Source organism: Humibacter antri (assembly GCF_054777235.1).
In genome coordinates, this window is record NZ_BAAHAW010000021.1 from 174,580 (window position 1) to 199,360 (window position 24,781).

Annotated in this window: 21 protein-coding genes, 1 tRNA gene and 1 other RNA gene; 13 read left to right on the top strand and 10 right to left on the bottom strand. The window is 66.6% G+C overall.

All coding sequences use genetic code 11. The features are described 5' to 3' along the window. Window positions 1-123: 123 nt before the first annotated feature. Window positions 124-756: a hypothetical protein gene (locus ACYVDK_RS09960; protein ID WP_460521211.1), complete on the top strand. Its 633-nt coding sequence runs from the start codon at window positions 124-126 to the stop codon at window positions 754-756. Window positions 757-787: 31 nt separating this feature from the next. Here the strand turns inward: ACYVDK_RS09960 and ACYVDK_RS09965 are convergent, their stop codons facing one another. Both ACYVDK_RS09965 and ACYVDK_RS09970 read right to left on the bottom strand, forming a co-directional pair. Beyond that, entirely contained in the window at window positions 788-2,311 is a 1,524-nt protein-coding gene (locus tag ACYVDK_RS09965) for an ATP-dependent DNA ligase (RefSeq protein WP_460521213.1), read from the bottom strand. 43 nt (window positions 2,312-2,354) lie between these two features. Continuing rightward, window positions 2,355-3,731: a glucose-6-phosphate dehydrogenase gene (locus ACYVDK_RS09970; RefSeq protein WP_460521215.1), complete on the bottom strand. Its 1,377-nt coding sequence runs from the start codon at window positions 3,729-3,731 to the stop codon at window positions 2,355-2,357. A 22-nt stretch (window positions 3,732-3,753) separates the two neighbouring features. Here ACYVDK_RS09970 and ACYVDK_RS09975 point away from each other — a divergent pair, with 22 nt between their 5' ends. Together ACYVDK_RS09975 and ACYVDK_RS09980 are read left to right on the top strand one after the other, a co-directional pair. After that, a complete protein-coding gene (locus ACYVDK_RS09975) occupies window positions 3,754-5,595 on the top strand; it encodes a glycoside hydrolase family 15 protein (protein WP_460521430.1) in 1,842 nt (613 codons plus the stop codon). A 200-nt stretch (window positions 5,596-5,795) separates the two neighbouring features. Beyond that, window positions 5,796-6,524 carry a VIT1/CCC1 transporter family protein gene (locus ACYVDK_RS09980; protein WP_460521218.1) on the top strand — a complete coding sequence of 243 codons (729 nt, stop codon included), beginning with the start codon at window positions 5,796-5,798 and terminating at the stop codon, window positions 6,522-6,524. Between the two features lies 1 nt (window position 6,525). Here the strand turns inward: ACYVDK_RS09980 and ACYVDK_RS09985 are convergent, their stop codons facing one another. Both ACYVDK_RS09985 and ACYVDK_RS09990 read right to left on the bottom strand, forming a co-directional pair. Then, window positions 6,526-6,864, bottom strand: coding sequence for a glycoside hydrolase family 18 protein (locus ACYVDK_RS09985; RefSeq protein WP_460521220.1), 339 nt, complete (start codon window positions 6,862-6,864; stop codon window positions 6,526-6,528). A gap of 18 nt (window positions 6,865-6,882) precedes the next feature. Further along, the gene (locus tag ACYVDK_RS09990) at window positions 6,883-7,617 is read right to left on the bottom strand and encodes a glycoside hydrolase family 18 protein (RefSeq protein WP_460521222.1); all 735 of its coding nucleotides are present in this window, start codon (window positions 7,615-7,617) and stop codon (window positions 6,883-6,885) included. Between the two features lie 296 nt (window positions 7,618-7,913). Between ACYVDK_RS09990 and ACYVDK_RS09995 the strand changes: the two genes are divergently transcribed. The 3 genes from ACYVDK_RS09995 to ACYVDK_RS10005 all read left to right on the top strand — a co-directional run bounded on the left by ACYVDK_RS09995 (window position 7,914) and on the right by ACYVDK_RS10005 (window position 11,088). Next, on the top strand, window positions 7,914-9,794 hold the full coding sequence (locus tag ACYVDK_RS09995; protein ID WP_460521224.1) for a 2-isopropylmalate synthase: 1,881 nt from the start codon (window positions 7,914-7,916) through the stop codon (window positions 9,792-9,794). A gap of 242 nt (window positions 9,795-10,036) precedes the next feature. Then, window positions 10,037-10,112, top strand: a tRNA-Lys gene (locus ACYVDK_RS10000). A 136-nt stretch (window positions 10,113-10,248) separates the two neighbouring features. After that, on the top strand, window positions 10,249-11,088 hold the full coding sequence (locus tag ACYVDK_RS10005; RefSeq protein WP_460521226.1) for an inositol monophosphatase family protein: 840 nt from the start codon (window positions 10,249-10,251) through the stop codon (window positions 11,086-11,088). A gap of 37 nt (window positions 11,089-11,125) precedes the next feature. On the opposite strand, the gene ACYVDK_RS10010 is transcribed toward ACYVDK_RS10005, so the two are convergent. Both ACYVDK_RS10010 and ACYVDK_RS10015 read right to left on the bottom strand, forming a co-directional pair. Next, on the bottom strand, window positions 11,126-12,790 hold the full coding sequence (locus tag ACYVDK_RS10010; RefSeq protein ID WP_460521228.1) for a SulP family inorganic anion transporter: 1,665 nt from the start codon (window positions 12,788-12,790) through the stop codon (window positions 11,126-11,128). 45 nt (window positions 12,791-12,835) lie between these two features. Then, entirely contained in the window at window positions 12,836-15,181 is a 2,346-nt protein-coding gene (locus ACYVDK_RS10015; RefSeq protein ID WP_460521230.1) for an arylsulfatase, read from the bottom strand. 201 nt (window positions 15,182-15,382) lie between these two features. Between ACYVDK_RS10015 and ACYVDK_RS10020 the strand changes: the two genes are divergently transcribed. Beyond that, window positions 15,383-16,054: a GAP family protein gene (locus ACYVDK_RS10020; protein ID WP_460521232.1), complete on the top strand. Its 672-nt coding sequence runs from the start codon at window positions 15,383-15,385 to the stop codon at window positions 16,052-16,054. Window positions 16,055-16,096: 42 nt separating this feature from the next. On the opposite strand, the gene ACYVDK_RS10025 is transcribed toward ACYVDK_RS10020, so the two are convergent. Both ACYVDK_RS10025 and ACYVDK_RS10030 read right to left on the bottom strand, forming a co-directional pair. After that, on the bottom strand, window positions 16,097-16,297 hold the full coding sequence (locus ACYVDK_RS10025; RefSeq protein ID WP_460521234.1) for a hypothetical protein: 201 nt from the start codon (window positions 16,295-16,297) through the stop codon (window positions 16,097-16,099). A 97-nt stretch (window positions 16,298-16,394) separates the two neighbouring features. Then, complete coding sequence (locus tag ACYVDK_RS10030; protein WP_460521236.1) at window positions 16,395-18,959, bottom strand: LuxR C-terminal-related transcriptional regulator; 2,565 nt, start codon at window positions 18,957-18,959, stop codon at window positions 16,395-16,397. 199 nt (window positions 18,960-19,158) lie between these two features. Between ACYVDK_RS10030 and ACYVDK_RS10035 the strand changes: the two genes are divergently transcribed. The 4 genes from ACYVDK_RS10035 (at window position 19,159) to ACYVDK_RS10050 (ending at window position 21,775) form a co-directional block, all read left to right on the top strand. Next, window positions 19,159-19,545, top strand: coding sequence for an SHOCT domain-containing protein (locus ACYVDK_RS10035; RefSeq protein WP_460521238.1), 387 nt, complete (start codon window positions 19,159-19,161; stop codon window positions 19,543-19,545). Between the two features lie 14 nt (window positions 19,546-19,559). Continuing rightward, window positions 19,560-19,937, top strand: a complete 378-nt coding sequence (locus ACYVDK_RS10040) for a hypothetical protein (RefSeq protein WP_460521240.1) — start codon at window positions 19,560-19,562, stop codon at window positions 19,935-19,937. Window positions 19,938-20,107: 170 nt separating this feature from the next. After that, window positions 20,108-21,373, top strand: a complete 1,266-nt coding sequence (locus ACYVDK_RS10045; protein WP_460521242.1) for an SLC5/6 family protein — start codon at window positions 20,108-20,110, stop codon at window positions 21,371-21,373. Window positions 21,374-21,388: 15 nt separating this feature from the next. Continuing rightward, window positions 21,389-21,775, top strand: coding sequence for a TraR/DksA family transcriptional regulator (locus ACYVDK_RS10050; protein ID WP_460521244.1), 387 nt, complete (start codon window positions 21,389-21,391; stop codon window positions 21,773-21,775). 7 nt (window positions 21,776-21,782) lie between these two features. Here the strand turns inward: ACYVDK_RS10050 and ACYVDK_RS10055 are convergent, their stop codons facing one another. Then, complete coding sequence (locus tag ACYVDK_RS10055) at window positions 21,783-23,225, bottom strand: phytoene desaturase family protein (RefSeq protein ID WP_460521246.1); 1,443 nt, start codon at window positions 23,223-23,225, stop codon at window positions 21,783-21,785. 189 nt (window positions 23,226-23,414) lie between these two features. Further along, window positions 23,415-23,807, bottom strand: a transfer-messenger RNA (tmRNA) gene (gene ssrA / locus ACYVDK_RS10060). Between the two features lie 105 nt (window positions 23,808-23,912). Here ssrA and clpS point away from each other — a divergent pair. Together clpS and ACYVDK_RS10070 are read left to right on the top strand one after the other, a co-directional pair. Further along, a complete protein-coding gene (gene clpS / locus ACYVDK_RS10065) occupies window positions 23,913-24,245 on the top strand; it encodes an ATP-dependent Clp protease adapter ClpS (RefSeq protein ID WP_460521248.1) in 333 nt (110 codons plus the stop codon). Then, window positions 24,242-24,775, top strand: coding sequence for a DUF2017 family protein (locus tag ACYVDK_RS10070; RefSeq protein ID WP_460521250.1), 534 nt, complete (start codon window positions 24,242-24,244; stop codon window positions 24,773-24,775). Before clpS ends, ACYVDK_RS10070 begins: the two co-directional genes overlap by 4 nt. Window positions 24,776-24,781 lie beyond the last annotated feature (6 nt).

Genomic DNA, 24,781 nt, shown 5'->3' on the forward strand with positions numbered 1-24,781 from the left:
GGCGGCGTGTCAGCGGGAGCCTGAGTCAGGCATCCGTCAGACTGTGTCGTGCGGGGGTTGATCACGCACCACACAAGGGAGAAACCGGTCATGTTCGGTCGTCGGAGGCATGCTGCTCAAGCGGTGGCCCCCATCGTCGAGGTCGTCGAAGCCTCGGCTCCTCTCCCCCGCCTGGCCGAGGAAAAGGTCTTCGAGCTCGTGCACACGCGCATCTCCGCAGCGATCGGTGAAGGCGGCGAGTGGGTTGTGCGCAGGCGCACACCGAACGACACCGACGATCTCTTCCGTGCCGTGCTCGCACACCAGGTGGCACTGGATGTGACGAGTGCGCTCCGGAGCGCACAACTTCAGCTCGAGGCCGGTCAAGATCTCACGGTCGCCACACGCGAGCATGCAGTCGCGTTGCGGTCGGAGGTCCAAATGGACGAGACGGCCGCGCCCTCGTATCCGGTCGAGCGAACCGACGACGACCGCGACGGGGTCGCTGTCCCGAGTGCGCTGCACGAGACCACGCCGGCGCCGGATGACGAGGCTGAAGCCGTTCCTACGACCGTTGCCGCGGTGGACGATACGCACGACATCGAAGATTCCGAACACGGCCCGGCGCACCGGCACGACGAACCGTATGGCGACGACGCCGCCGTGCTCGACGAAGACGCCATCGCCCTGCAGTGGGAGCCCGCACCCATCACGGTGTGGACCGACCTGAAGAAGCCGGTGACCGACTCCATCGCCCTGCAGCTGAGCCAGGTCTGACCTCCGACACGGTGGGTCGTCGCCGTATCGGTCAATCGCGCAGCAACGACCTCAGCGACTGGATCGTGTCAGCCTCTGCTGCAGTCTTGTCGTCGCGGTATCGCTTGACTCGTGCGAACCGCAATGCGATGCCGCCCGGATAGCGAGAGGATGCCTGCACGCCGTCGATCGCGATCTCCACGACTGTGACCGGCTCCAGCCACACCGTGCCGGCGGTACGCCGCACCTCCAGCTGCAGGAACCGCTCGGTCTGCCAACGCAGCAGCCCATCCGTCAGGCCTTTGAACGTCTTGCCGACCATCACGAACCCGCCAGGGTCGCCGAACTCGCCCGTAGGGTCGTACGCGCCGAGGTGCAGGTTGGACAGCCATCCTTGTCGACGCCCTGAGCCCCATTCGCACGCCAGCACGACGAGGTCGTAGGTGTGCACCGGTTTCACCTTGACCCATCCGGAACCGCGTCGCCCAGCGGTGTACGTCGAGTCGATCGCCTTCACGACGACGCCCTCGTGGCCCTTCGCCAGGGCTTGTCGAGAGAACGCCTCGCCGACGTCCGGATCGCTCGTGACGACACCAGGAACGAGGAGGTGCGGGGCGATCTCATCCAGGAGTCCGCGACGCACCGACAGCGGCTCGTCGATCAGGTCCCGGCCGTCGAGATGCAGCAGGTCGAAGAACCACGGGCTCAGCAGCGCGTCGCGCGACGCCTCGGCTCCGAAGCGCGACATGGTCTGCTGAAAGGGCCGCGGTGCGCCCTCCTCGTCGAGGGTGAGAGTCTCACCGTCGAAGATGGCGTCGGTGAGCGGCAGGCGCTGCACCGCCTCGACGACCTCGGGCAGACGATGCGTGACCTCGGCGAGGCTGCGCGTGAAGACTCGCACCTGACCGTCACGGCGGTGCACCTGGATGCGCGCACCGTCGAGTTTGAACTCCACCGATGCCTCACCCGTGTCGGCGAGCGCCTCACCCACGGTCGGAGCCGACGCCGCCAGCATCGGCCGCACCGGGCGCCCAACGGTCAATGTCACGCGGGCGAGGGCATCCGCTCCGCCGAACAGGGCGAGCACGGCCGTGTCGCCGAGGCTCCCGGACAGCATCACGGCGCGTCGCACCACCTCGCCCGGCGCGTCGGCGGCACGCGCGATGGCGTCCACGAGCACGCCTTCCAGCGCACCCGTACGCATTTCGCCGAGCATCGTCCGAATCAGAAACCGCTGCTCGGCCTCCGTCGCGCGACCCAGGAGCTCCGCCAGCACAGCCCCGCGTGCCGCGGCCGAGCCCGCGCCCTCGGTGGCGACGAGCCGATCGAGGAACGCATCGACCTCGGCCACCGTCAGCGTCGGATCGACCGCCGGCAACACAGTGGAGGTCGACATGGAGCGCCAGCCGACGCCGAGCCGGCCCTGCACCGGTGAACCGATCAGCAGTCCCACTGCAGGCGCCACCTCGTCGCGGCCCACCCGCGAGAGGAGCGCGGCGAGAGCATCCACCTTGGCCAAGCGCGACCTCGTGGCCCCGACGACGGAATCAGTGGTGACCAGCTCGTTCAGCAGCACGGCTACAGTCTGCGCGTCGCCGCCGACACCCGGCCGAACCTGATCACGGTATGGCGGGCCAGTCCGACGGCCCATCCGAGCCGGCCGGGTAGTTCTCGAGCGGCACGTCTCCGCCGCGCCACGCCGTCAGCACCGGCGCGACGATGCGCCAGCACTCCTCGGCCGTGTCACCGCGTACCGACAGCGAGGGATTCCCGTCGAACAGGTCGGCGAGCACCTCGCCATAGGCCAGGAGGCTCCCCGGCCCGAAGTCGGCTTCCAGCGACGCCCGGCTCAGATAGTGCGGGTCGCCCGGTCCGTTCGTGTTGAGTTCGAGCTGCATCACATCGGGCCCGAGACGGATGCGCAGCCTGGTCGGATGCGCCGCACCGCGCAGGCCCTTCGGCACCCTGTGCGCGTCCCGGAATGTGATCACGATCTCGTGTCGTTGACGGCCGATCGCCTTCCCCGACCGCAATGTGAAGGGCACGCCGGCCCAGCGCCAGGTGTCGATGCTGAACGTGGCCTGGGCCAGCGTTTCGGTGTGGCGGCTCGGATCCACTCCGTTCTCCGCCACGTAGGACCGGAGCTCGCGCCCATCGATCCGTCCTTCGGTATAGCGGCCGCGGTGACTGTTCGCGATCGCGTCGTCGTCCCACACGTGCGTGGCGCGCATCACGATGCCCTTGGCATCCCGGATGTCGGCGGCACTCATCGTCGACGGCGGCTCCATCGCGGTGACGGCAAGCACCTGCAGCAGGTGGCTCTGCAGCATGTCGACCAGGGCGCCCGCATGGTCGTAATAGCCCGCGCGGCCCTCCAGGCCCAGGCCCTCGTCGTACACGATGTCGACCCTGGCGATGTGCTCAGCACTCCACAGCGGCTCGAAGATGCGGTTGGCGAACCGCAGCCCGAACAAGTTCTGCACCGTGGAGTTGCCGAGGAAATGGTCGATGCGGTGCACCTGGTCCTCCGGCACCAGGTCCGCCAGCCGGCGATTGAGCGCCGCAGCGCTCCGCTTGTCGGTTCCGAAAGGCTTCTCGAGAGCGAACCGAAGGCCTGCAGGCAGGTCGACCCCGGCAAGGGCGGCGCAGACCTCCTTCGTCACCGCGGGCGGCAGCGCGAAGTACAGGGCGGGCGTGCCGTCGGCGTGAGAGAGAAGTTCTCGCAGGTGATCGGGATCGGTCACGTCACCCGAGACGAAGTCGGTGCCGTCCAGCAATGCGTCGACCGCCGGGCCCTGAGCATCCACCGTCTTGAACGACGCCGTGACGACGCTGCGCCAATGCTGCGCATCCCAGTCGTGCATACCCGCGCCGATCAACGTGACGCGTCGCTTGCCTTCTTCGGTCAGCAGCTGTCCCAGCGCAGGCAGCAGGAGCCGCGACGTCAGATCGCCGTCCGCGCCCAGGATGATAAGAGTCCGCACCGCCTCGGTCATGATCCTCACGCTACCTGCCATGATGACTTGCGTGGCGTTGGCGATCGAAGACTATGCACTGATCAGCGACTGCTACACGGGCGCGCTGGTGGGGACAGACGGCAGCATCGACTGGCTCTGCCTACCGCGATACGACTCCCCATCCGTCTTCGGCGCGCTGCTCGGTACCCAGGATCACGGCAGGTGGTTGGTTGCGCCCGCGGACCCGGAAGCTATCTCCGTGAGGCGGTACAACGGCAGCTCTTTCGTCCTCACAACGAGATGGACCACGGCGACCGGCGTGGTCGAGGTGATCGATGCGATGCCGCGCACGGTGCACGGTGCGAACGTCGTGCGACGCATCCGCGGTGTATCCGGCGAGGTCGAGATGCGCGTTGATCTACGGTTGCGCTTCAGTTATGCGGCTGCGGTGCCCTGGGTGCGACAGCTTCGCGATCGGCATCACACGCTCGTGGCCGTCGCCGGCCCCGACGCCGTCGTGGTCAGGGGCGTCGCGCTCCACGCAACGAACCACGCACACGAGGCGACGTTCACCGTTCGCGATGGGGACGTCGTGGACCACACCATGACGTGGCATCCGTCGCACAAGCCGCTGCCTGGCCCGCTCGACGTGTCGAAGGGCATGAACGAGAGCGAGAAGTGGTGGGAGGACTGGGCGGCCACGTTCACTCATCGTGGTCAATACGCCGATGAGGTGCTGCGCTCGCTGCTCGTGCTGCGCGCACTCACGCACACGGACACGGGCGGCGTCGTCGCGGCGGCGACCACGTCGCTGCCCGAGGAATTCGGTGGCGGCCGCAATTGGGATTACCGCTACGTGTGGCTGCGGGATGCCTCGCAGACGCTCAGCGCGCTGCTCGGCCATGGATACAAGGACGAGGTCGACCACTGGCGCTGGTGGCTGCTGAGGGCGCTTGCAGGCGATCCGGCAGACGTGCAGATCATGTACGGGCTGGGCGGCGAGCGGTTCCTGCCCGAGTATGTGATCGACTCGTTGCCGGGGTACCACGGCGCCTCGCCCGTGCGCATCGGCAACGCGGCGGCCAAGCAGTTTCAGGCGGATGTGATCGGCGAGGTGATGATCGCCCTGCACGACGCCCGCCTTGCGGGCATCAAGGAGACGGGTTTCTCGTGGTCCCTGCAATGTGCGCTGATGGGTCGGCTGAACGAGGTGGCCCACCGCGCCGATCAGGGTATCTGGGAGATCCGCGGTCCGGCGCGAGACTTCACACACTCACGAGTCATGGTGTGGGCGGCTTACGACCGAGCCATCCGCGGCGCAGAGGAGTTCGGGCTGGAGGGCCCGGTGCAGGACTGGCGCAAGCGACGGCGCGTGCTGCGCAAGGAGATCGAACAGAAGGGGTATGACCGCCGCCGCAACACGTTCACCCAGCACTTCGATACCACAGAGGTGGATGCATCCTTGCTCCAGCTGTCGCAGGTGGGGTTCATTGCGCCTGACGACCCGCGCATGCTCGGCACGGTGGAAGCGATCGAGAACGACCTCATGCACAGGGGCTTCCTGCTGCGCTACCGCTCGCGTACCGACCTGGACGGACTGCCCCAGGGCGAGTACCCGTTCATCGCATGCTCGTTCTGGCTGGTTGAGCAGTATGCGCGTTCCGGCCGGTTGGAGAAGGCGCACGAGTTGATGAAGCGCATGTGCGCCGTGGCGAACGACGTCGGCCTCCTCAGCGAGGAGTACTCGACAGCCTCTGGCCGGCAGGCGGGCAACACCCCGCAGGCACTCTCGCACCTTGCGCTGGTTCGTGCCGCCGACGCGATCGCCCGAGCGGAGGGCCACGACGAAGCCATCGTCGGCGGTGCGAGCCCGTCGCGTGCCCTGGAGCTGGACGAGGACTAGGCCGGCGTCACCTCAATCGCCTCAATCGCCTCTATCGCGGCTTCGCGCTCAAAGGCTCAATCGGCTCGGCCGCGCGAGCAAGCTCGCCCGTCTCTCACCTCAATCGCCTCTATCGCGGCTTCGCGCTCAAAGGCTCAATCGGCTCGGCCGCGCGAGCAAGCTCGCCCGTCTCTCACCTCAATCGCCTCTATGCTGGGGCGGTGCCTGATCCGCTCACTCCGCCCTTCCGGAACCCGCACGACTACGACCACCGGCATTCGGACGTCTCCGGCGGCTGGTTGCGCGCCGCGGTGTTCGGCGCGATGGACGGCCTCGTCACGAACATCGCGCTGATCGCTGGGATCGGCGCGGCGGGGGCGCCGCTCGGCACGATCATCCTCACCGGACTCGCCGGACTCGTGGCCGGCGCCTTCTCGATGGCGCTCGGCGAATACACGTCTGTGACGACCCAGAACGAGCAGGTCGACAAAGAGGCCGCGGTCGAACGGAACGCGCTGGACCGCAATCCGGAGGGCGAGATGTACGAGCTCTCCGGGATGTTCCAGGAGATGGGAATGTCGGCCGGAACCGCGCACCAGGCGGCCGCCGAGGTGCATGGCAACCCCGACCGCGCCTTGCGCGTGCACGTCACGCAGGAGCTCGGCGTCGACCCCGACGCCAAGCCGTCGCCGTGGATCGCCGCCGTCTCGTCGTTCGTGATGTTCTCGGTCGGTGCGGTCATCCCACTGCTGTCGTTCCTGTTCGGATTCGACCAGCTGTGGCTCGGCCTCGCGATCGGCGGCGTCGGGCTGCTGGTGGCGGGGGCGTTCGCCGCCTATTTCACCGGCAAAGCCTGGTGGCGAGGTGCGTTGCGGCAACTCGTTTTCGGGGCGATCGCCGTCGCCGCAACGTACCTCGTCGGCCACTTGCTGGGCGTGCAGGCCGGCTGAATCAGAACCAGGAATTGAACGTGGCGTAGGCGTTGCTGAACGCCCAGCTCGGCTGTACGAGACCGTCGCAGGTGTTCGCGCCCTTCACGCCGGGGCATCCGCCGTTGTCCCGTTGCAGTGCCCAGAAGCTCATGGTCTGCACGCCGTGCGATTTCGCCCAGGCGACCAGCGGCGCCGCTTCATCGAGTGTGAAGGTCTCCTGCGGCCCGTAGTCATCGATGCCGTTCATCTGGATGATGCCGACCGTGTGCCGCAGTTGCCAGGATGAGGCGTGCGGCAGGATGGTCTGCTTCAGCTGGCCGGTGAGCGCGGTCGCAGCCTGCTCCGCGTCGGCGAGCATGTCGTGAGTGGCGCCATCCTAGTAGTCGAACGTCATCACGTTGACGTCGGCGATCTTCGCACCGTACTTGGCAGCGGACTGCAACACCGCGACACCGCTGGGAGCGAGCCCGGTCGGGAAGGTCGGCAGCGTGTACGAGAACGAGACCGGCCAATGGTGCGCTCTCCCCCACTGCTCCACCTCGGTGATCGCCTGATTGCGCCTGTCGATGCCTGCCTGGTTGGTGATCGAGTCGGCCTCGACATCCAGATCGATGCGGTGCACCTTGTAGACCGCGAACACGTTCTCGTAGGCGAGCGCGATGCTGTGCACGTCGGCGCAGCTGTCGGCGATGTCGGTGTTCGTGGTGTCTGCCGCGTATCCACCGAAAGACGGAATGACGTCGCCGCCGTGATTGCGGATGCGGTCGAACTGCGCGCCGTAGACATCCGGCGTCACGGGCTTCGACGTGTCGCCCGCCCAGTACGGCGTGCACGAGCCTGGCGCCTCGGTCTGCAGGAACGCGAGGCTGAGGAATCGCGACCCGGATGCCTGCGAAAGGTCGGCGAGATCGCTCACCGCGGTGATATCGACGTACGGCGCCGCGATGCGTGAAGGCAACGGAAGACCCGGGTACACGATCGTGTGCGAGTGCGGCGTCGGCAGCCAAGGATCCGGGCCCTGCGATCCGGCGGCCGATGCCGGTGCTGCAACGCCGAACAGGGCGAGTGCGGCAGCCAGTCCGGCGCCGACGACAACGGGGACTCGTTTCATCTGATGCTCCCTTGCATAGTGGTGTCGCGCGCGGATGCACGGCACGAGATGAGGCGGCCGACAGGGTTAGTATGTTTTCCTAACAAACCCACCGCCCTCCAGCCTACCTAGAGCACTGACCCCCGTACAAGGGTCATGTTCGACGCGGGAAGACACTGCTGCTACCGTCGGAGCATGCTTCGCTCCGGGCTCCTCCTCCTTCGCCGCCACGGCGGGGCCTGATTCACGACCGGCCTCCCGCCGTGGAGGTCGTCGCGTGCCGGTCGATCAGACCTGATGAAGAAGGATCATCGAACATGTCCGGCACTGTTTTCCCCTCCATCTCCACGCCCGCAGGGCCCGTTCCCGACCGCTCGCCATCGTGGAATCGTCAGCGACGTTCGCAGATGCCGTCGCACCGCTATACGGATGTCTACAACCGGGTGGCCGTGCCGCTCGCCGACCGCACGTGGCCTTCCCGCAGCCTCGAGCACGCCCCGCTCTGGGTGCCGGTCGATCTCCGCGACGGCAATCAGGCGCTCGCGGAGCCGATGGACTCGACCCGCAAACGTCGCTTCTTCGAACTCCTCGTCGCGATGGGATACAAGGAGATCGAGATCGGCTACCCGTCCGCATCGCAGACGGACTTCGACTTCGTGCGTCTCATCGTCGAGACCGCCGAAGCGGGAGCGCCGATCGCTCCCGACGACGTCACCATCGTCGTGTTCACCCCGGCCCGGCGCGAGCTGATCGAACGCACGGTCGAGTCGGTGCGGGGCATCCGCAATCCTGTCGTCATCCACATGTACGCCGCGACCGCCCCTACCTGGCGAAACGTCGTGCTCGGGCACGACCGCGACGCGCTGAAGCGTGTGATCCTCGGCGGCGCCGCAGACATACTGAGGTTGACGGGCGATGAGCAGCACGTGCGGTACGAGTTCTCACCTGAGGTCTTCAACCTCACCGAACCGGACTACGTGCTCGAGGTCTGCGACGAGGTGACGCAGTTCTGGGATGCCTCGGCCGAGCGTCCCGTCATCCTGAACCTGCCGGCGACGGTGGAGGTGGCGACGCCCAACGTGTACGCGGACCAGATCGAGTACATGCACCGCAACGTGGCCAGGCGCGACGCCGTCATCCTCTCTGTGCATCCGCACAACGACAGAGGCACGGGGATCGCGTGTGCCGAACTCGCCATGCTGGCCGGAGCACAGCGGGTCGAAGGCTGCGTGTTCGGCAACGGCGAGCGCACCGGTAACGTCGACCTGGCGACGCTTGCACTGAACCTGCACGCGCAGGGCATCGATCCGATGATCGACTTCAGCGACATCGACGAGGTGCGCCGCACCGTGGAGCACTGCACACGGATGCCCGTGCACGAGCGGCATCCGTACGTCGGCGACCTGGTGCACACGGCGTTCAGCGGCACGCATCAGGATGCCATCCGCAAAGGCTTCGCCGAACACCGCTCGCGGGCGAAGCAGATCGGCGTTCCAGAACGCGAGCTCGACTGGCGGGTGCCGTATCTACCGATCGACCCGACCGACATCGGCCGCAGTTACGATGCCGTCGTGCGGGTCAACTCGCAGTCCGGCAAGGGCGGCATCGCGTACCTGCTCGAGACCGAGTACGGGCTCTCGCTGCCCCGCCGGCTGCAGATCGATTTCGCGCGTCACGTGCAGCGGCACACCGACACGACGGGCGAGGAGGTCACCGCTCGGCAGTTGTGGCGACTGTTTCAGGATGCCTATCTGCCGAAACCCGGCGCCCGCAGCATCGAGCTGGTCGCGTTCGACGTCAGCGAAGGCGGCACCAGCGACAGGATCGCCGACACGGCAGTCGCCGTCACGATCGAGGGGGTCGAGCGCACGCGCATCAGGCTGTGCGTCGACGGTGTGGAGCACACGACCGAGCACAACGGCGTCGGTCCGGTGGAGGCCCTGACGGAGGCGCTGGCTGCGCGGGGCATCCGTGTCGACGTGCTGTCGCTCGCTCAGATGTCGACCACTGAGGGATCGTCGAGCCACGCCGTGACGGTGGTCGAGTTCCGCGGGGCCGATGGACCGCGATGGGCCGCGAGCCGAGATCGCTCCGTGCTCAGGGCGACGGTCGCGGCGGTACTCGTGGCGGCCGAACGAGTTCGGGCGTCGGATGAAACCGACCCGGAGGCCGCGAACGCGCCCGTGTCTGCTGCCTAGCGAACACCGTGCCACGTCGGGCCTGCCCCGAAGAGCCGGATCGGGTCTGTGGCCCGGGACGTCGTTCACCGTTGCTGAAACGACGTCCCGGGCCCGAGATTCCTCGATGCCGGTCGGCTCGCCGACTCCGACGTCACCAGGCGCTTCCGACATCTTCCCCGCACCGGATCGATTCGCCCCCGGCCGTCGGCTGATGCTATCGTTGTGCTTCGGTTCGGCAGTCCTCGTGGAAGCCGCACCATGCACCTCTAGCTCAATCGGCAGAGCAACTGACTCTTAATCAGTGGGTTCAGGGTTCAAGTCCCTGGGGGTGCACCACGTTCCCATCCTCTTCGTTGGTTCGACGAAGCGCACTTCAGTCGCGTACTTCGCGAGACTCCAGGTGCATGCACTGAAATCAGCCACATGGGCAAAGGTCTCATCGCATTTGCCCAGGCTCACAGCCGGGTTGCACATGCCGTCGGTCGATAGGCTTTCGCTTGTGCCCGACCTCGACGACGACCTGCAGCTCGCCCTCCGCCTCGCCGATGCGGCAGACGCCGTCTCCGGCGCCCGATTCCGCGCGAACGACCTGCACGTGACCACGAAACCCGACCGCACTCACGTGACGGACGCCGACCAGGCGGTCGAACGGACGATCCGAGCGCTGATCGAAACCGAGCGCGAGGGCGACGAGATCCTCGGCGAGGAGTATGGGAGCGCCGGCGGCGATCCTCGTACCGCACATCGGCTCTGGATCATCGATCCGATCGATGGCACGCACAGTTACGAGCGCGGGCTTCCGATGTGGGGCACACTCATCGCACTCGTGGTCGACGGCGAACCTGTGCTCGGGGTCGCCAGCTCGCCCGCGCTCGGCGGATCCGACGGCGTCGGCAAGCGCTGGTGGGCGTCGGTGGGTGGCGGAGCGTGGGTGAGCGAGAGCGGCCGGCGGCCGGCGAGGCTGCAGGTGTCAGGCATCCACGCGTTGGCGGATGCCACGATCAGTTTCCAGAGCATTCGCCAATGGGATGCAACCGGTCACCTCGACCAGCTCATCGCACTCAGCAGGAACGTCTGGCGCGATCGGGCATACGGCGATGTCTGGGCGTACACCCTGCTGGCGGAAGGACTCATCGAGGCGGTTGCAGAGTTCGGCCTGCATCCGTACGACATCGCAGCGCTGATCCCGATCGTGCGCGAGGCCGGCGGGCGGATCACCGCCGCGGACGGCGGCTCCGCGCTGTGGGACGGCAGCGCCGTGGCGACGAACGGCGCTCTGCACGACGAGTTGCTCGCGGCGCTCGCGGGTTGACAGTCGCTCGCAGGTCGATGAAGGCTCGCGTCGTCTCTCACTGGGTGCCGTCGGCGTCAGCGCTCGTCGAGGTGCGCCCGGCGTAGGCGGCGTCGATCGAGGCCACCACGCGTCGAGAAGCGACCAGCGTCCGGAACCATTCGGACTTCTCGAGCAGCTCGCGTGCACCGGGCTGCACATTCGCAAGCACGAGGAGCACCCCCGTGCCCTTCAGCTCCCGATCGAGGTCTTGGAGCCCGTCGAGCACGGTGGCTGAGGCGACCCTCATGTGCCCGACGTCCACGACCAGCGCGTCGAGCGGACGGGCAGCGTCGACCAGGGCCAGCAGGCGATTCTCCGTCGCCAGCATGTTCGCGGTGTACATTCCGCTGTCAACCGACACGGAGAGCATGCCGTCCCGACGCGCATGCTGGGTGGTGCGAACACGCGTGATCTCGCGGATCACGAGCGCGAACGTGATGATCACGCCGGCCGCGACGGCTACCAGCAATCCTGCGCTGAGCCCGAGCGCGGCAACGACGATGGCCGTCCAGAAGTCTCTGCTGCTCAGTCTCGCGAGCCGGATCAGCGCTTTCACATCGATCAGGCCGACAACGGCCACGAATACCAGCGAGGCGAGTGTCGCCTGCGGCAGGAGGCTCAGAACCGGTGCGAGCAGCACCGCGACGAGGATGGCGAGCACGGCCGTCACGAGGCCGGAGACCTGAGAACGCGCGCCCGCATCCTTGTTCACGGCACTCTGCGAGAACCCGCCTGCCGCGGGCATCGCCTGGAAGAACGCACCGGCGACGTTCGCACACGCGGTGGCCAGAAGTTCCTGATTGGAGTCAATCTGGGGTGCTCCGGGCTCACGGATGCCGCGCGCCACCGCCGCCGATTCGAGGAACGCCATGACAGCGATCGCCAGCGCGCCGGGAACGAGGCCGACGATGTGGCCGAACGAGGGCACCGTCGGCAGCGGGATGCCATAGGGAACAGGCGAGATCAGCTTGACACCGGCATCGGTCAACGGTGTGACCGCCGCAAGCACGATCCCCGCCACGACGACGAGCAGGGGGCCCGGAATCCGTTTGGCGAACCTTCGCAGCACGAAGAGGGTCGCGATCGAGCAGAATGCGAGGATCGTGGTCGCGAGGTTCGCATTCGGTACGGCGTCGATGACCGCGATCAGGGAGCGGATGAATCCGTGCCCGCTGACGTTGTCCGTCTCGCCGAGCAGCTTCGGCAGCTGTCCCACGGCGACCGTGGCCCCTACCCCGACCTGCACACCGATGAGCGTGGACTTGTTGATGGCCTCGACCACACCACCCAGGCGGAAGATGCGGGCGACGAGCAGCATCGCCCCGACGAGGAGCGTCAGCATGCACAGGTCCGTGGCGGGATCCTTGCTCGACGACGCCACCCCCGCCGAGACCAGAGTGGTGGCCGTCAACGTAGCGATCGTCGAGGTCGTAGAGACGCTCATCGCACGGGAGCCGCCGAGCATGGCGTACACGATCATCGGCACCATGCACGTGTAGAGGCCGACCTGCACGGGAAGGTTCGCGATGGTGGCGTAGGCCATCGCCTGCGGCACGACCACAGCACCGGCGGAGAGGCCCGCCAGCACGTCCCAGCCCAGGTTGGCGGGCCGGTACCCGGAGAGCGTCGGCAGGAACCATGAGCGCCTGGCCGTCCGCTCCACCGACGCTGCGGTCGTCATTCAGCCCCCGCGCTTCTCGGGCTCTGGGCTGTTCGACATCACCGCTCAGTCCCTGGCCATCGCCGCCGCGAGGTGCGCCTCCAGGTCGACGTAGGCGTCGTCGGCGATGTCGAAGACGACCTTCTTGATCTCGCCGCCCGTGTAGTCGAACCGGGATCCCTCGTACTGCTTCGAGACCGAGTCGGCACTGTCATATCCGATGCACAGGCCCTCGCCGCAAAGGGAGAAGTGCCCCAGCACCGTATGGATGTCCTGCTGGGCAACGAGTTCATCGTCGACGTACAGACGCAGCGGGCCGGTCGCCTCGCGATATTGCCCCGTTCCGGTCTTGGTGAACTCGACGCCGAAGATGTGCTTGCCGGGAGCCGGGACTGACGCGGAGACGTCGATCTCCGGCGGGATGCCCAAGAAGTTGTACGCGTAGGTCAGCCTTCCGTCCTTCACGAACAGCGCATGCCCGCCGAAGCGTGAACCGTGCGCGAAGATCACGCCCTCGGTGTCGGCGGTGGTCTCCACCTCGGCCAGCACCTTGTACGAGACCCCGTGCACATTCGCCGCACTGCGCTCTGGCACCTCGGTCGTTCCGGGGTAGTACGTGTACTGCCCCGACGGCGGAACCGGCACATGGAACTCCATGTTGATGAACGTCTCGAAGTCCTTCGGGTTGCCGAGGATCTGCAGATCGTTCAGCGGCAGCACGAGGTTGCGCTCCGCCTCCGCGAACCAGAGCTTCCTGAGCTCCTCGAGCTTCTCCGGATGCTCGGCTGCCACGTCGTGCGCCTCCGAGCGGTCGACATCCGTGTGGAAGAGCTGCCAGACATCGTTCTCGAAGTCGCCCTTGCCGCTCACCGGCCCGTGCTCGGTGACGGCCTTCCAGCCGTCGTGCCAGATGCCGCGGTTGCCGAACATCTCGTAGTACTGCGTCTGTTTCTGGGATGCCCCGTCGCCGATCGCGTCGAAGCTGTAGCGCATCGAGACGCCGTCCAGCGGGCGCTGCGTCACACCGTTGTAGCTCTCGGGCATAGAAGCGCCGCACACGTCGAGGATGGTCGCGACGACGTCGGTCGAGTGGTGGTACTGATGCCGCACCTCGCCCTTGGCGCTGATGCCCGCCGGCCAGTGGATGACCATCGGATCGCACACGCCGCCCTGATAGACGTAACGCTTGAACATACGGTAAGGCGACGAGAATGCGGCCGCCCACCCGGTCGGGTAGTGGTTGTAGGTGTCAGGGCTGCCCAGCTTGTCCACCATGCGCAGGTTCTCCTGCTCGTCGTCCGGGTAGCCACCGAAGATCTTTCCCTCGTTCACCGACCCGTTCGGGCTGCCCTCCCCGGATGCCCCGTTGTCGGCGCAGTAGAAGATGATCGTGTTGTCGAGTTGTCCGGTCTCCTCCAGGTAGTCGACGATGCGGCCGACCTGGGCGTCCGTGTACTCGCTGAAGCCCGCATACACCTCCGCCATGCGGCAGAACATGCGCTTCTCGTCGTCGTTCAGCTCATCCCACGGCCGCACCCGGTCGCTCTCCGAGAATGTGCCCTCCGGCATGGGATTGAGCTCGGTGAGTTCCGTGCCCTCCGGCACGAGACCCTTCTCGATCATGCGGGCGAGCACCCATTCGCGGTACGCCTCGTAGCCGTCGTCGAAGACGCCCTTGTATTTGTCGATGTACTCCTGCGGCGCGTGGTGCGGTGCATGGTTTGCGCCGGGGCAGAACCACAAGTACCACGGCTTTCCGGGCTCTGTCTGCTTGACGTCGCGCAGCATCTTCAGTGCTTGGTCTGCCAGGTCCTTGGAGAGGTGGTAGCCCTCTTCCGGCGTGTACGGCTGCTCGATGTAGCGGTTGTCCTCCGCCAACGACGGATACCAGTTGTTCGTCTCGCCACCGATGAAGCCGTAGAACCGGTCGTAGCCTTGACCAAGCGGCCAGTTCTTCTTCGACCCACCCGCCGTCCACTCGTCGATCGGCACATTGTGGTTCTTGCCGACCCAGAACGTCGCCCAGCCCGCATCGCGAAGGATGTGCGCCATCGGAGCATTCTCCGGCGGGATGTGCGAGTTGTAGCCGGGGAATCCGGTCGACGACTCGGCGATGGTCGCGAAGCCGTTGGCGTGGTGGTTGCGTCCGGTGAGGAACGTCGATCGCGTCGGCGAGCACAGCGCCGTCGTGTGCCATTGCGTGTACGTCAAGCCGCCAGCTGCGAGGCGCTCCATCGTCGGCATGTTGATGCGTCCGCCGTACGGCGACCAGGCGGCCTGCCCGGTGTCGTCGAAGAGCACGACGAGCACGTTGGGCGCCCCCTGTGGCGGTTTGTCGGGCAGGAAGGCGTCCCAGTCCGCCTTCGAGTCCCGCACGTCGAGCTTGATGTCGCCCTTGAATTCGCGTGGCATGTCCGCACCCTCCCTGTGGATATCACGAGTCTGGCGACGCCCGGCAGGGCGTCACCCTCACGCTAGGCAGGACAGTCGGCCCGCAACGGCGACGCGGAGGCAATCACCCGAAACGGAGGACCGTGACCCGGCGAGTTCGACTAGCGTCGAGCGCGGGGAATCGCCTTAGAAGCCGCACGAACGCGTAGATCGGAGGCCGTCATGGGACCATTCATCGGAACGACACTGCCCGTGGCGATCGGCATCGCCATCAGCCCCGTGCCGATGATCGCGGCGATCCTGATGCTTCTGTCACCGCGGGCGAAAAGCACGGGGGTCGGTTTCCTGGTCGGCTGGATCGTCGGGATCGCCGTGGCCGTCGCGGTGTTCTCCGCACTGTCGTCGATCCTGCCCGTCGCGGATCCGGCGGCGACGCATCCGATCGTGGGCGTGATCGACATCGTTCTCGGCGCGCTTTTGCTGCTGATCGGCATCCGCCAGTGGCGCAGCAGGCCGAAGAACGACGAAGAGCCGAAACTGCCGGCGTGGATGAAGGCGATCGATTCCATGACGGCGCTTCGGGGCTTCGTGCTCGGCATCGTGCTCTCCGCCGTGAATCCGAAGAACCTGCTCCTGGCGGTCAGCGCAGGTCTGGCCATCGGGTCCTCCGGCATCGTGCTCTGGCAGGAGATCATCGTGATCGTCGTATTCGTGCTGATCGCGGCGAGCTCGATCATCATCCCGGTCGGCGCGTACCTTCTGTCATCCAAAGCGATGGCGCATCCACTGGATGCGCTGCGCCGCTGGCTCACCGACAACAACGCCACGATCATGGCGGTGCTCATGTTCGTGATCGGCTTCGTCGTCATCGGCAAGGGCATCGGACAGTTCTGACACCGTCGCGCCGGACTGCGTGGAGTTCTGTCGCGCCCTACCTCAGGCGTCCTGTCGAACCTCGAGAATCTCCAGACCCATGTCGGCGATGCGGGCGAGCAGTCCGTGCAGCTGCGCCTGGTCGCGCAGAGTGCCCACCAGGATCGTCGTGGCCGGCGCGATCTGCACGGCCTCCATCTCGGGGAACGCGGCGGCCAGCCGCTCCGAGAGGGCATACGGAAGTCGGATCTCGTAGCGCTTCACACCGCACCTCCCCTGTGCTGCACATCCAGGTTCGTGCACGCCGGAGAGGTATGCGTCACCTACCGAGGGTGATTCCCTCGGTAGGTGGAGATGGTCGTCAGATCAGGCCGAGACGTTGCGCCGTGCCGACCGCTTCGCTGCGGTCGGAAACCCCGAGTTTCTGGTAGATATTGCGCAGATGCGTCTTGATGGTGTTCACGCTCAAAGAGTGTTTGCGCGCGATCTCCGCCACCGACTGGTGCACCGGCAGTTCCGCGAGGATGTCCCTCTCCTTCGGCGTCAGCGACTCGATGACCAGAGCCTCCGTGTCCGGATGCGCGCAAGCCCGGGGCGCGAACGACACGATGCGTCGTGCCTCGTCTTCCAGGTATCCGAAACGACCGAGCCGCCGCGTGATGAGTCCTATGCCATCGGTGGCCGGCGCGAGGAACGGACGTTCGACCCGGTAGCGCACCGCGAGCTCCACAGCCTGCAGCGTGAAGGCATCCGCCTCGGTGCTGCGGCCGTTGTCCTCGGCAGAACGGGCCAGATGCAGTGCCGCCGTGACGAACGAGGCGGAATGCCAGGCACGCCCGGTCTGGGCCGCTTCGCCGAGCTGGCGGGCGGCGGGCTCCGTGTTGCGCAGCGGCGGGCTCAGAAGATAGCGCACAATGGCGCCTTCCACACTGTTCGTTCCGAGCACTGATTGCGCGAGTTCAGCCGTCTCCTTCGCTCGGGCCCGCCCGTCGAGCGCGAAGCGTGCCGCGACCATCCGCGGTGCCGCGAGAGCGAACGTGCGCGGTACGTACACGGCGGTCTCTCGCATGAGTCGCTCGAGTTCGTCGAGCGCGTGCCGGGGGTTCTGCACGGTGTCGAGCGCTGGAAGCAACTCGAGCACACGTGCCGTCGCACTCAGCTCCGGGTCGAGACCGAGCGGGTCGGATGCCACGACAGCGCCCAGCCCGAGCGGTCCGCCCTCGACGCAGCGCAGGTAGCGCCTGGTAGCCGCTACCACCTCTACTCGCCGCCGCGCGCGGTCCCTCGGAGCGGAGGTGAAGCGGTCCGCAGCGTCGACCAGTCGGTCCTCTAGCACGACGGCCTCGTCCCAGCGACCGAGATGACTGAGGATGCTGATCGAGAACTCGCTGGCGACGAGGAACAGCCAATCCATGCCTGCACGGTGTGCAGAGACCCGCACATCGCGCAGCATCCCGAGCGCCCGTTGGGATTCGCCGATTCGGGCGAGGAGCCAGCCTTCCGCGGTCACGCAGAGCAGGTCGAGACCGAGACTCGCCTGACGCTCGGCAATGGCGACGGCATCCGTGAGACGGGATGCCCCGGCGGACGACTTGCCATCGCGCACCTCGACGAAGCAACGAACAGCGTCCAGCGCAACCACCCACGCGTCGCCGCCGGCCGGCGGGGATGCCGCAGCGGCGAGATCCGCCATCGCGAACACATGGTGCACTCGGCGGCGGTCCGCGAATGCGGGGGCGTCCAGCAGCAGTCGGAGAACGAGAGCGACCAGTGGCTCCTCGTCCTCAGGCGTGAACCGCGCGAGCGCCGAGGCGATCAGTCGGCTGCGTCCGGCGAGAGCGAGTTCGAGCCCGACGCGGGAGAGCATGTCGGCCAGCACCGCGCTGTCACCCGACTCGATGGCCTGGTGCAGGGCGTCCGCGGGCTGTTCGTGCGCCGCGTACCAGTCGGCGGCGCTCGCGTGGCCGCGTGCGGCACGGCTTCGGTCGAGCCTTCGTGCCTCCGCCTCGAGAAACGCCAGCAGCACCGGGTGGAACCGGAATCCGTGCGCATCCTCGGTGATCAACGCGTTCGAGGTCGCCACCGTGCGCAGCAGCGCCGCATGATCGGCGCGTCCGCTCAGCAGCGCGGCAAGATCGAGCGGCACGTAGCGGTTCACCGCCACTGAGACGAGCAACCGCCTGGTGTCATCGTCGAATCCCGCGAGCACCTCCGAGATGAGAAAGTCGGCGACTGCTCCGTCGTCGCCGCTGAACTCGCCGACGGCGGCCCCGACATCCGCGCTTCGTGCCAGCCACGGCATCGCCAACGCGATCGCAGTCGCCCAGCCGCCGGTGCGCTTGACCAACGCCGCGGCCGCGTCGTCGGCGAGTTCGAGACCATGGCGTGAGGCGAGTTCGGTGACCTCGTCCCCGTCGAACGCGAGATCATCGGTGCGCAACTCCAGCAGCCGGCCGGATGCCTGCAGGAGCGCGAGTCCCGACACCGGTTGATACCGTCCCGCGACCACCACGCGAATGTCGCCCACCGGGTCCTCGAGCACCGAGGTCAGTGCGGCCTTGGCCCGCACCGAGCTGATGCGGTGCGCATCGTCGATGAACAGGAAAGCCCTGCGTCGACTACCGCGCAGTTCCGCGAGTGCGTCGAGCAGCGCCGGTCCCCGCACCCAGCGCACCGTGTCGCCGCGCTCCTTCAGGCTGCGTGCCCACTGCGCGATGAGGGCGCTCTTGCCCGCTCCCGCCGCCGCCCACAGCGCTATTCCGGTGCGTTCCCCCGACGCCAGCTGTTCCAGCGGCTCAACCAGTCGTGGTCTGGCGACCTCGAACACCGCCTCACTCGGTATTCCGGCTGTCTGACGTGCACCGCTCTCGCGGCGCGTCTGTCCTGCAACCTCGGACCGTGCCGAGCGTGCTCCGATAGTCGACATGCGCCTCCCCCTGCAGCAGTGTCCCTGCCACCCTATCGACGGAGAGGCCCTCTGCAACAGATGTCGGTCATCTCGGCGACTCTGCCGACATCACCCCATTCAGGTGTGCCTGCCCGCGTTCTCCGTCTGTTGACTGGCAGTGGCCGCAAGCCTCGCGGTCTCATCCGCGCTCCCTGGCGCACAAGAGAGGACAACCACCATGAGTTTCTGGGACAACTTCTGGAATGTGATCTGGGTCATCTTCTGGAGCTTCGCGTTCGTCGCCTACCTGTTCGCGCTCTTCGCAGTGGTCGCCGACCTGTTCCGCGATCACAAGCTGAACGGCTGGTGGAAGGCGCTGTGGATCATCTTCCTCGTGTTCGTGCCCTTCCTCACCGTGCTCGTCTACCTCATCGCTCGCGGCAGGGGCATGGCAGAACGCAGCTCGAAGGAGCAGAAGCAGGTGCAGCGGGCGACGGATGATTACATCAAGCAGGTCGCGGGCGCTTCACCCGCCGATGAGATCGCCAAAGCGAAGTCCCTGCTCGACGCCGGCACGATCACTCAAGACGAGTACAACTCGTTGAAGACCAAGATCCTCGCCTGAGCGGGGGCATCGACATGACGTTCGCGGGTCTCATCTGGATGTTCCTCGACATCCTGTTCTTCGTCGCATACCTCGTCGCGGTGTTCTACATCCTCTTCGATCTCTTCTCCGACCAGAAGCTGAACGGATGGTGGAAGGCGCTGTGGGTACTCTGCCTGATCTTCATTCCACTGATCACGGCACTCGTGTACGTGATCGCGCGAGGGCGCGGCATGGCGGAGCGGGCGCAACGACGTCGCGGCGTCGTGCCGGAGGACGACTCGTATCGACCCCGCCCGTCGGCCAAACCGGCCAGCGACATCGCGCGGGCGCAGGATCTGCTGAACCAGGGTGCGATCTCACAGGGTGAGTTCGAGGCGATCAAGAACAAGGCGCTCACCGGCCGCTACTGAGGAACGGCCGGCCGGCGCCGGCGCCGGCGCCATCGAAGCGGGTACGGAACCACAAGGTTCCGTACCCGCTTCTTCGCCGTCGATCTCCTGTAGGCAAGTGGGTTCAGTTGCTCTTAGCTCGAGAGTTAGACTGATCTAACTTTTTGCACTACAGGTCATGAGGCGGGGCGATGACGCAGGGGTCGGTTGAGCAGTCGGCCACGGGCGTCCGCATTTCCCACCCGGCAGAGCGCCGACTTCTCTGGCTCATCGGACCCGCCTTCGTCGCCGCGATCGCCTATGTCGATCCGGGAAATGTGGCGGCGAACCTGACGGCCGGTGCCGAGTACCGGTACCTGTTGGTGTGGGTGCTGGTTGCAGCGAACGTCATGGCCGTCATCGTGCAGTACCTCTCTGCGAAGCTCGGCATCGTCACCGGGCGCAGCCTCCCCGAGCTTCTCGGGGAGCGGATGCCCCGCACCGCTCGCCTGTTGTACTGGGCGCAGGCGGAGATCATCGCGGCCGCCACCGACCTGGCCGAAGTGATCGGCGGAGCGATCGCATTGCAGATCCTGTTCGGGCTGCCACTCCTCATCGGCGGGGTCGTCGTCGGTGTCGTCTCCATGGGCATCCTGGCGGTGCAATCCCGCCGCGGACAGCGCGCGTTCGAGTTCGTGATGATGGGTCTGCTGGCCGTGATCACGATCGGGTTCGCCGCGTCGCTCGTCGTGAGCCCAGTCGATTGGGGCGAGGCTGCTACGGGCCTCGTCCCGCGCTTCGAAGGGTCACGGTCTGTTCTGCTGGCGGCCAGCATGCTGGGTGCGACCGTCATGCCGCACGCCGTCTACCTGCACTCGGCGCTCGCCCTCGACCGGCACGGCGCGTCGGATGACCCGCGGCGTGTGCGACATCTGCTGCGCGCAAATCGATGGGACGTGATCTTCGCGCTCATCGTGGCCGGATCGGTGAATGTCGCGATGCTGCTGTTGGCCGCGGCGAGCCTTCCCGGCGCGGGCGGGACGGACAGTATCGAGGGAGCGCACACCGCGATCACGCAGGCGCTGGGGCCCGTGGTCGGCGTGATCTTCGGCATCGGGCTGCTGGCATCCGGTCTGGCCTCCACCTCCGTCGGATGCTACGCGGGCGCCTCGGTCATGTCGGGACTGCTGCATGTGCAGGTGCCCATCCTCGTCAGACGCGCCATCACCCTCGTTCCCGCTCTCATCGTGCTCGGGCTCGGCCTCGACCCCACCTGGGCCTTGGTCATCAGCCAGGTCGTGCTGAGCGTGGGCATTCCGTTCGCGGTGATTCCGCTGGTCTGGTTCACCTCACGCCGCACGACGATGGGAGCGTTCGCGAACCGCACCGTGCTGCGAGCGGCGGGCATCGTGACGGTCGCCGCGATCGTCGCTCTGAACGGCGCGCTGATCGTACTGACCGCCACCGGCGCGGTGTAGGGCTACTATCGGCGCGTGTCTTCCGTGCGACGAAGCCTGACAGACGCCCAACGGCGTGAGTTCCACGAAGCCCTCGAGGCGCAGCGCCTTCAGGTGCTGGCGAGGCAGGGCAGGCTGGATGCCTCGCTCAGCGATGCGCGCGAGGCACGCTCGGGAGGGCAGGCCGACGACGAACACGACCCGGAGGGTCCGACGATGGCGGCGACCTGGTCGCAGTTGACGGGGCTGCATGAAGATCTCGAGCTGGAACTGACCGAGATCGATCACGCACTGGCTCATCTCGAGGCCGGAACCTACGGTGTCTGCATGAACTGCGGCAAACCGATCGGTGTGGCTCGATTGCGCGCCCGACCGTTCGCCGAGCTGTGCATCGACTGCGCAAAGGCACTCGAGTCGCATTGAGCCTGCATCACGCGCCGATCGAAAGGTCGGGCGTCGTCGTTATGCCGAATTCACGCTCGAGCGCCCTCAACGCGGCGTTCCATCCTCCGAGACCGTGCACGCCGGGCCCCGGCCAGGTCGACGCCGAGCACAGGTAGACGCCTCGCACCGGGGTCTGCCACGGGTATCGTCCGAACGTGGGACGCGCGATCAGCTGCCCGAAGCTCATCGCGCCGGACGCGATGTCGCCGGCCACGTCGTTCGGGTTCCGCGCATCCAGCTGTTCGGCGCTCTGCCCGTTGCTGGCGACGATCGTGTCCCTGAATCCCGGAGCGAACTGCTCGATGCGCTGCACGATCGACTCGGTCGGATCCTGGACCGACCCGGCAGGCACGTGCGTGTACGCCCAGAGCACGTGTCGCCCCGGCGCACGTTCCGGGTCGAGCAGGGTGGGTTGCGCGGTGAGCACGTACGGACGCCTGGCATGACTGCCCGCAGCGACCGCATCCTCCGCTTCCGCCAACTCGGCTCGGGACCCGCCTACGTGGACCGTCACTGCGCGGCGCAGCTCTTCATTTCGCCACGGCACCGGATCGGAGAGCACGAAGTCCGCCTTGGCGGCGGCGTTGCCGTAACGGAACGTTCGGTACTGCCGCGGGGTGCGCACGCGGTCACCGGCCAGTCGCAGGAAGGCGCGCGGCGTGACATCCAGCACCGTCGCCCGCGCGGGTGGCAGCTCGTCGAGACTCTGCACCCACACGCCGGTCTCGATGCGTCCGCCATGGGCCAGGAGGTCCTCGACGAGGGCCGCAGCGATCGCGCCGCTCCCGCCGCGTGGAACGGGCCATCCGCCGCAGTGCGCAAACGCTGCAAGAGTGAGCCCGGGTGCGGCCGAGCCGAGGGACGGCATCCGTTGAATGGTGTGTGCGAAGACGCCGGTCAGCAGGGCGGCCGCCTCTTCGGTCTCGAAGGCGCTGTTCCACAGACGAGTACCGTGCCTGAGCGAGCGCCATGCGAGATGGGAGAGTGCGAGCGGATGCCTGGGCACCCGCGCCGGCGGCCTCGCCATCACCTCCGCGAGCGCTCGCCCGTCGTCCCGAGCGAACGACGCGAACAGTCGCCTCCATGTCTCGCCGTCAGCGGCCAGTCCCTCGGCCGTCCGCTCCAGATCACGGTAGGCGATCGCCGCTCGCCCATCGTCGAGCGGATGCCCGTAGGAGATCTCGGGTACCAGCAGCTCGATGCGACGCTCCAGCTCGAATCTCCGGAAGAAGTCGCTGGCGAACGCCATCGGATGCACAGCTGAGCAGACGTCGTGCAGCACTCCCGGAATGGTGAGCTCGGCCGACGCGCTCCCGCCTCCGACGCGCTCACTGCCTTCGAGCACTGTCACGGAGAGCCCGGCGCGGGCGAACGCAACCGCTGCGGCGAGCCCATTGGGCCCCGACCCGACGACCACGACGTCTAGCACGGCTCGTCCTCCCTGCTGTGACCGATCAACTCCGTTCTATCCGATCCTGACGGCCCGCGTCAGACGAGTCCGAGCGTGGCGTGTTTGCGCCCTGCCCAGGATCGGGGTCTGCGATCGGACACGAAAGGCCGCCCCTTTCGGGACGGCCTTTCGTTCTCTATCGCGCGACAGCGACCCACTGGTGTGATCACGTGGAGATGGGGGGAATTGAACCCCCGTCCATCGCTGTGGTCATACGCCTTCTACGGGTGTATCCAATGACGGCGCTTTACTCGGTTCCGGAACTTGCCATTGGCAGCTGATCCGACGAACCCAGTCACGGTTGGAGTCCCTCTACGCCCCATGACGATGCGTAGAAGCAATCTCTCTAGCTGACGCCAGGATCCGGGTAGAGAGCATTCCCGGGCTGACGGTCTCTCAGATCGCTAAGTACGATCAGGCCGCGAGAGCGACCTGGGCCTTAGCGGAGACAGTGCTGTTGGAATTGGCACTTATTTTTTGCAGGGAGCGTTAGCGAGATAACCCTGCATCCTCGACCCGCTTCTCGTAATCTCGCAGACGATGTCGAAACCGATCATCCCCGGGAGGCGGGTCACTGTCGCGCGCTGTTGAGTTTCTTGCCAGATGCATCCGCAACTTGTGCGGCGTTACAGACTACAACACCGGGCGCGCGCATGTCATGCCGGGATGTGCGAATCTGGAGTGGTGGCATCCTCGATCCCCGCGCCCAGCACGATCGAACGCACCGATGAGGCGCTCGATCTCACGCCGCGCCACACCCTCGACACGCCGTGGCGAGCCATCGTGTGGAACGACCCGGTCAATCTCATGTCCTATGTCGTCTACGTGTTCCGCAGCTACTTCGGCTTCAGCCGCGAGAAGGCGACTCGGCTCATGCTGCAAGTGCATCATGAGGGCCGCGCCATCGTCGCGACTGGCACACGGGAGGCGATGGAGGTGCACGTGCACGCGATGCACGGCTACGGAATCAGTGCAACGGTCGACAGGGCCGAGAAGTGACGCGGTTTCGACGTCTCGGCGGCGGAGATCTCGCTGTCACGATGTCGGACAACGAGTTCATCGCCCTCTCGCGACTCGAGGCCGACCTCCTCGGGGTTCTCGCCGAGCGACTCACCTCACTGGCGACCGGTGCGGCAACCCGTGAGCGCATGTTCCCGGATGCATACCACGACGATGCCGAGGCGGCGGAATTCCACGCGCTCACCGACGTCGATCTGGTCACTGCGAAGAGCGAAGCCGCGCGGAACGTGATGGATGCCTTCATGGCCGCAGAGCAGGAATCCTCCGGCTCCCGCTGGAAGCACGCGAGAACGCGCACGGTCTCCGCCGATCACGAACTCTCCATCGCACTGCTACGCAACCTCACCGATCTGCGGCTGATGGTCGCCGACCGGTTGGGGATCCACGACGACGACGACGGGACGGGCGGTGCCGCCGCCGACCGCGTCGTGTACTGGTGGCTGGGCGAGACACAAGAACTGCTCGTCGAAGCGCTCGCCGCCGGTGCGTTCGACCGTGAGCACGGGTGAGCCGCT

Excerpts from the sequence above, each read along its gene's own strand:
- ACYVDK_RS09970 (WP_460521215.1), bottom strand. The coding sequence starts at position 3,731 with ATGACCGAGGCGGTGCGGACTCTTATCATCCTGGGCGCGGACGGCGAT.
- ACYVDK_RS09975 (WP_460521430.1), top strand. The coding sequence starts at position 3,754 with ATGACTTGCGTGGCGTTGGCGATCGAAGACTATGCACTGATCAGCGAC.
- ACYVDK_RS09985 (WP_460521220.1), bottom strand. The coding sequence starts at position 6,864 with ATGCTCGCCGACGCGGAGCAGGCTGCGACCGCGCTCACCGGCCAGCTG.
- ACYVDK_RS09990 (WP_460521222.1), bottom strand. The coding sequence starts at position 7,617 with ATGAAACGAGTCCCCGTTGTCGTCGGCGCCGGACTGGCTGCCGCACTC.
- ACYVDK_RS09995 (WP_460521224.1), top strand. The coding sequence starts at position 7,914 with ATGTCCGGCACTGTTTTCCCCTCCATCTCCACGCCCGCAGGGCCCGTT.
- ACYVDK_RS10005 (WP_460521226.1), top strand. The coding sequence starts at position 10,249 with ATGCCGTCGGTCGATAGGCTTTCGCTTGTGCCCGACCTCGACGACGAC.
- ACYVDK_RS10010 (WP_460521228.1), bottom strand. The coding sequence starts at position 12,790 with ATGACGACCGCAGCGTCGGTGGAGCGGACGGCCAGGCGCTCATGGTTC.
- ACYVDK_RS10015 (WP_460521230.1), bottom strand. The coding sequence starts at position 15,181 with ATGCCACGCGAATTCAAGGGCGACATCAAGCTCGACGTGCGGGACTCG.
- ACYVDK_RS10020 (WP_460521232.1), top strand. The coding sequence starts at position 15,383 with ATGGGACCATTCATCGGAACGACACTGCCCGTGGCGATCGGCATCGCC.
- ACYVDK_RS10030 (WP_460521236.1), bottom strand. The coding sequence starts at position 18,959 with ATGTCGACTATCGGAGCACGCTCGGCACGGTCCGAGGTTGCAGGACAG.
- ACYVDK_RS10035 (WP_460521238.1), top strand. The coding sequence starts at position 19,159 with ATGAGTTTCTGGGACAACTTCTGGAATGTGATCTGGGTCATCTTCTGG.
- ACYVDK_RS10040 (WP_460521240.1), top strand. The coding sequence starts at position 19,560 with ATGACGTTCGCGGGTCTCATCTGGATGTTCCTCGACATCCTGTTCTTC.
- ACYVDK_RS10045 (WP_460521242.1), top strand. The coding sequence starts at position 20,108 with ATGACGCAGGGGTCGGTTGAGCAGTCGGCCACGGGCGTCCGCATTTCC.
- clpS (WP_460521248.1), top strand. The coding sequence starts at position 23,913 with ATGTGCGAATCTGGAGTGGTGGCATCCTCGATCCCCGCGCCCAGCACG.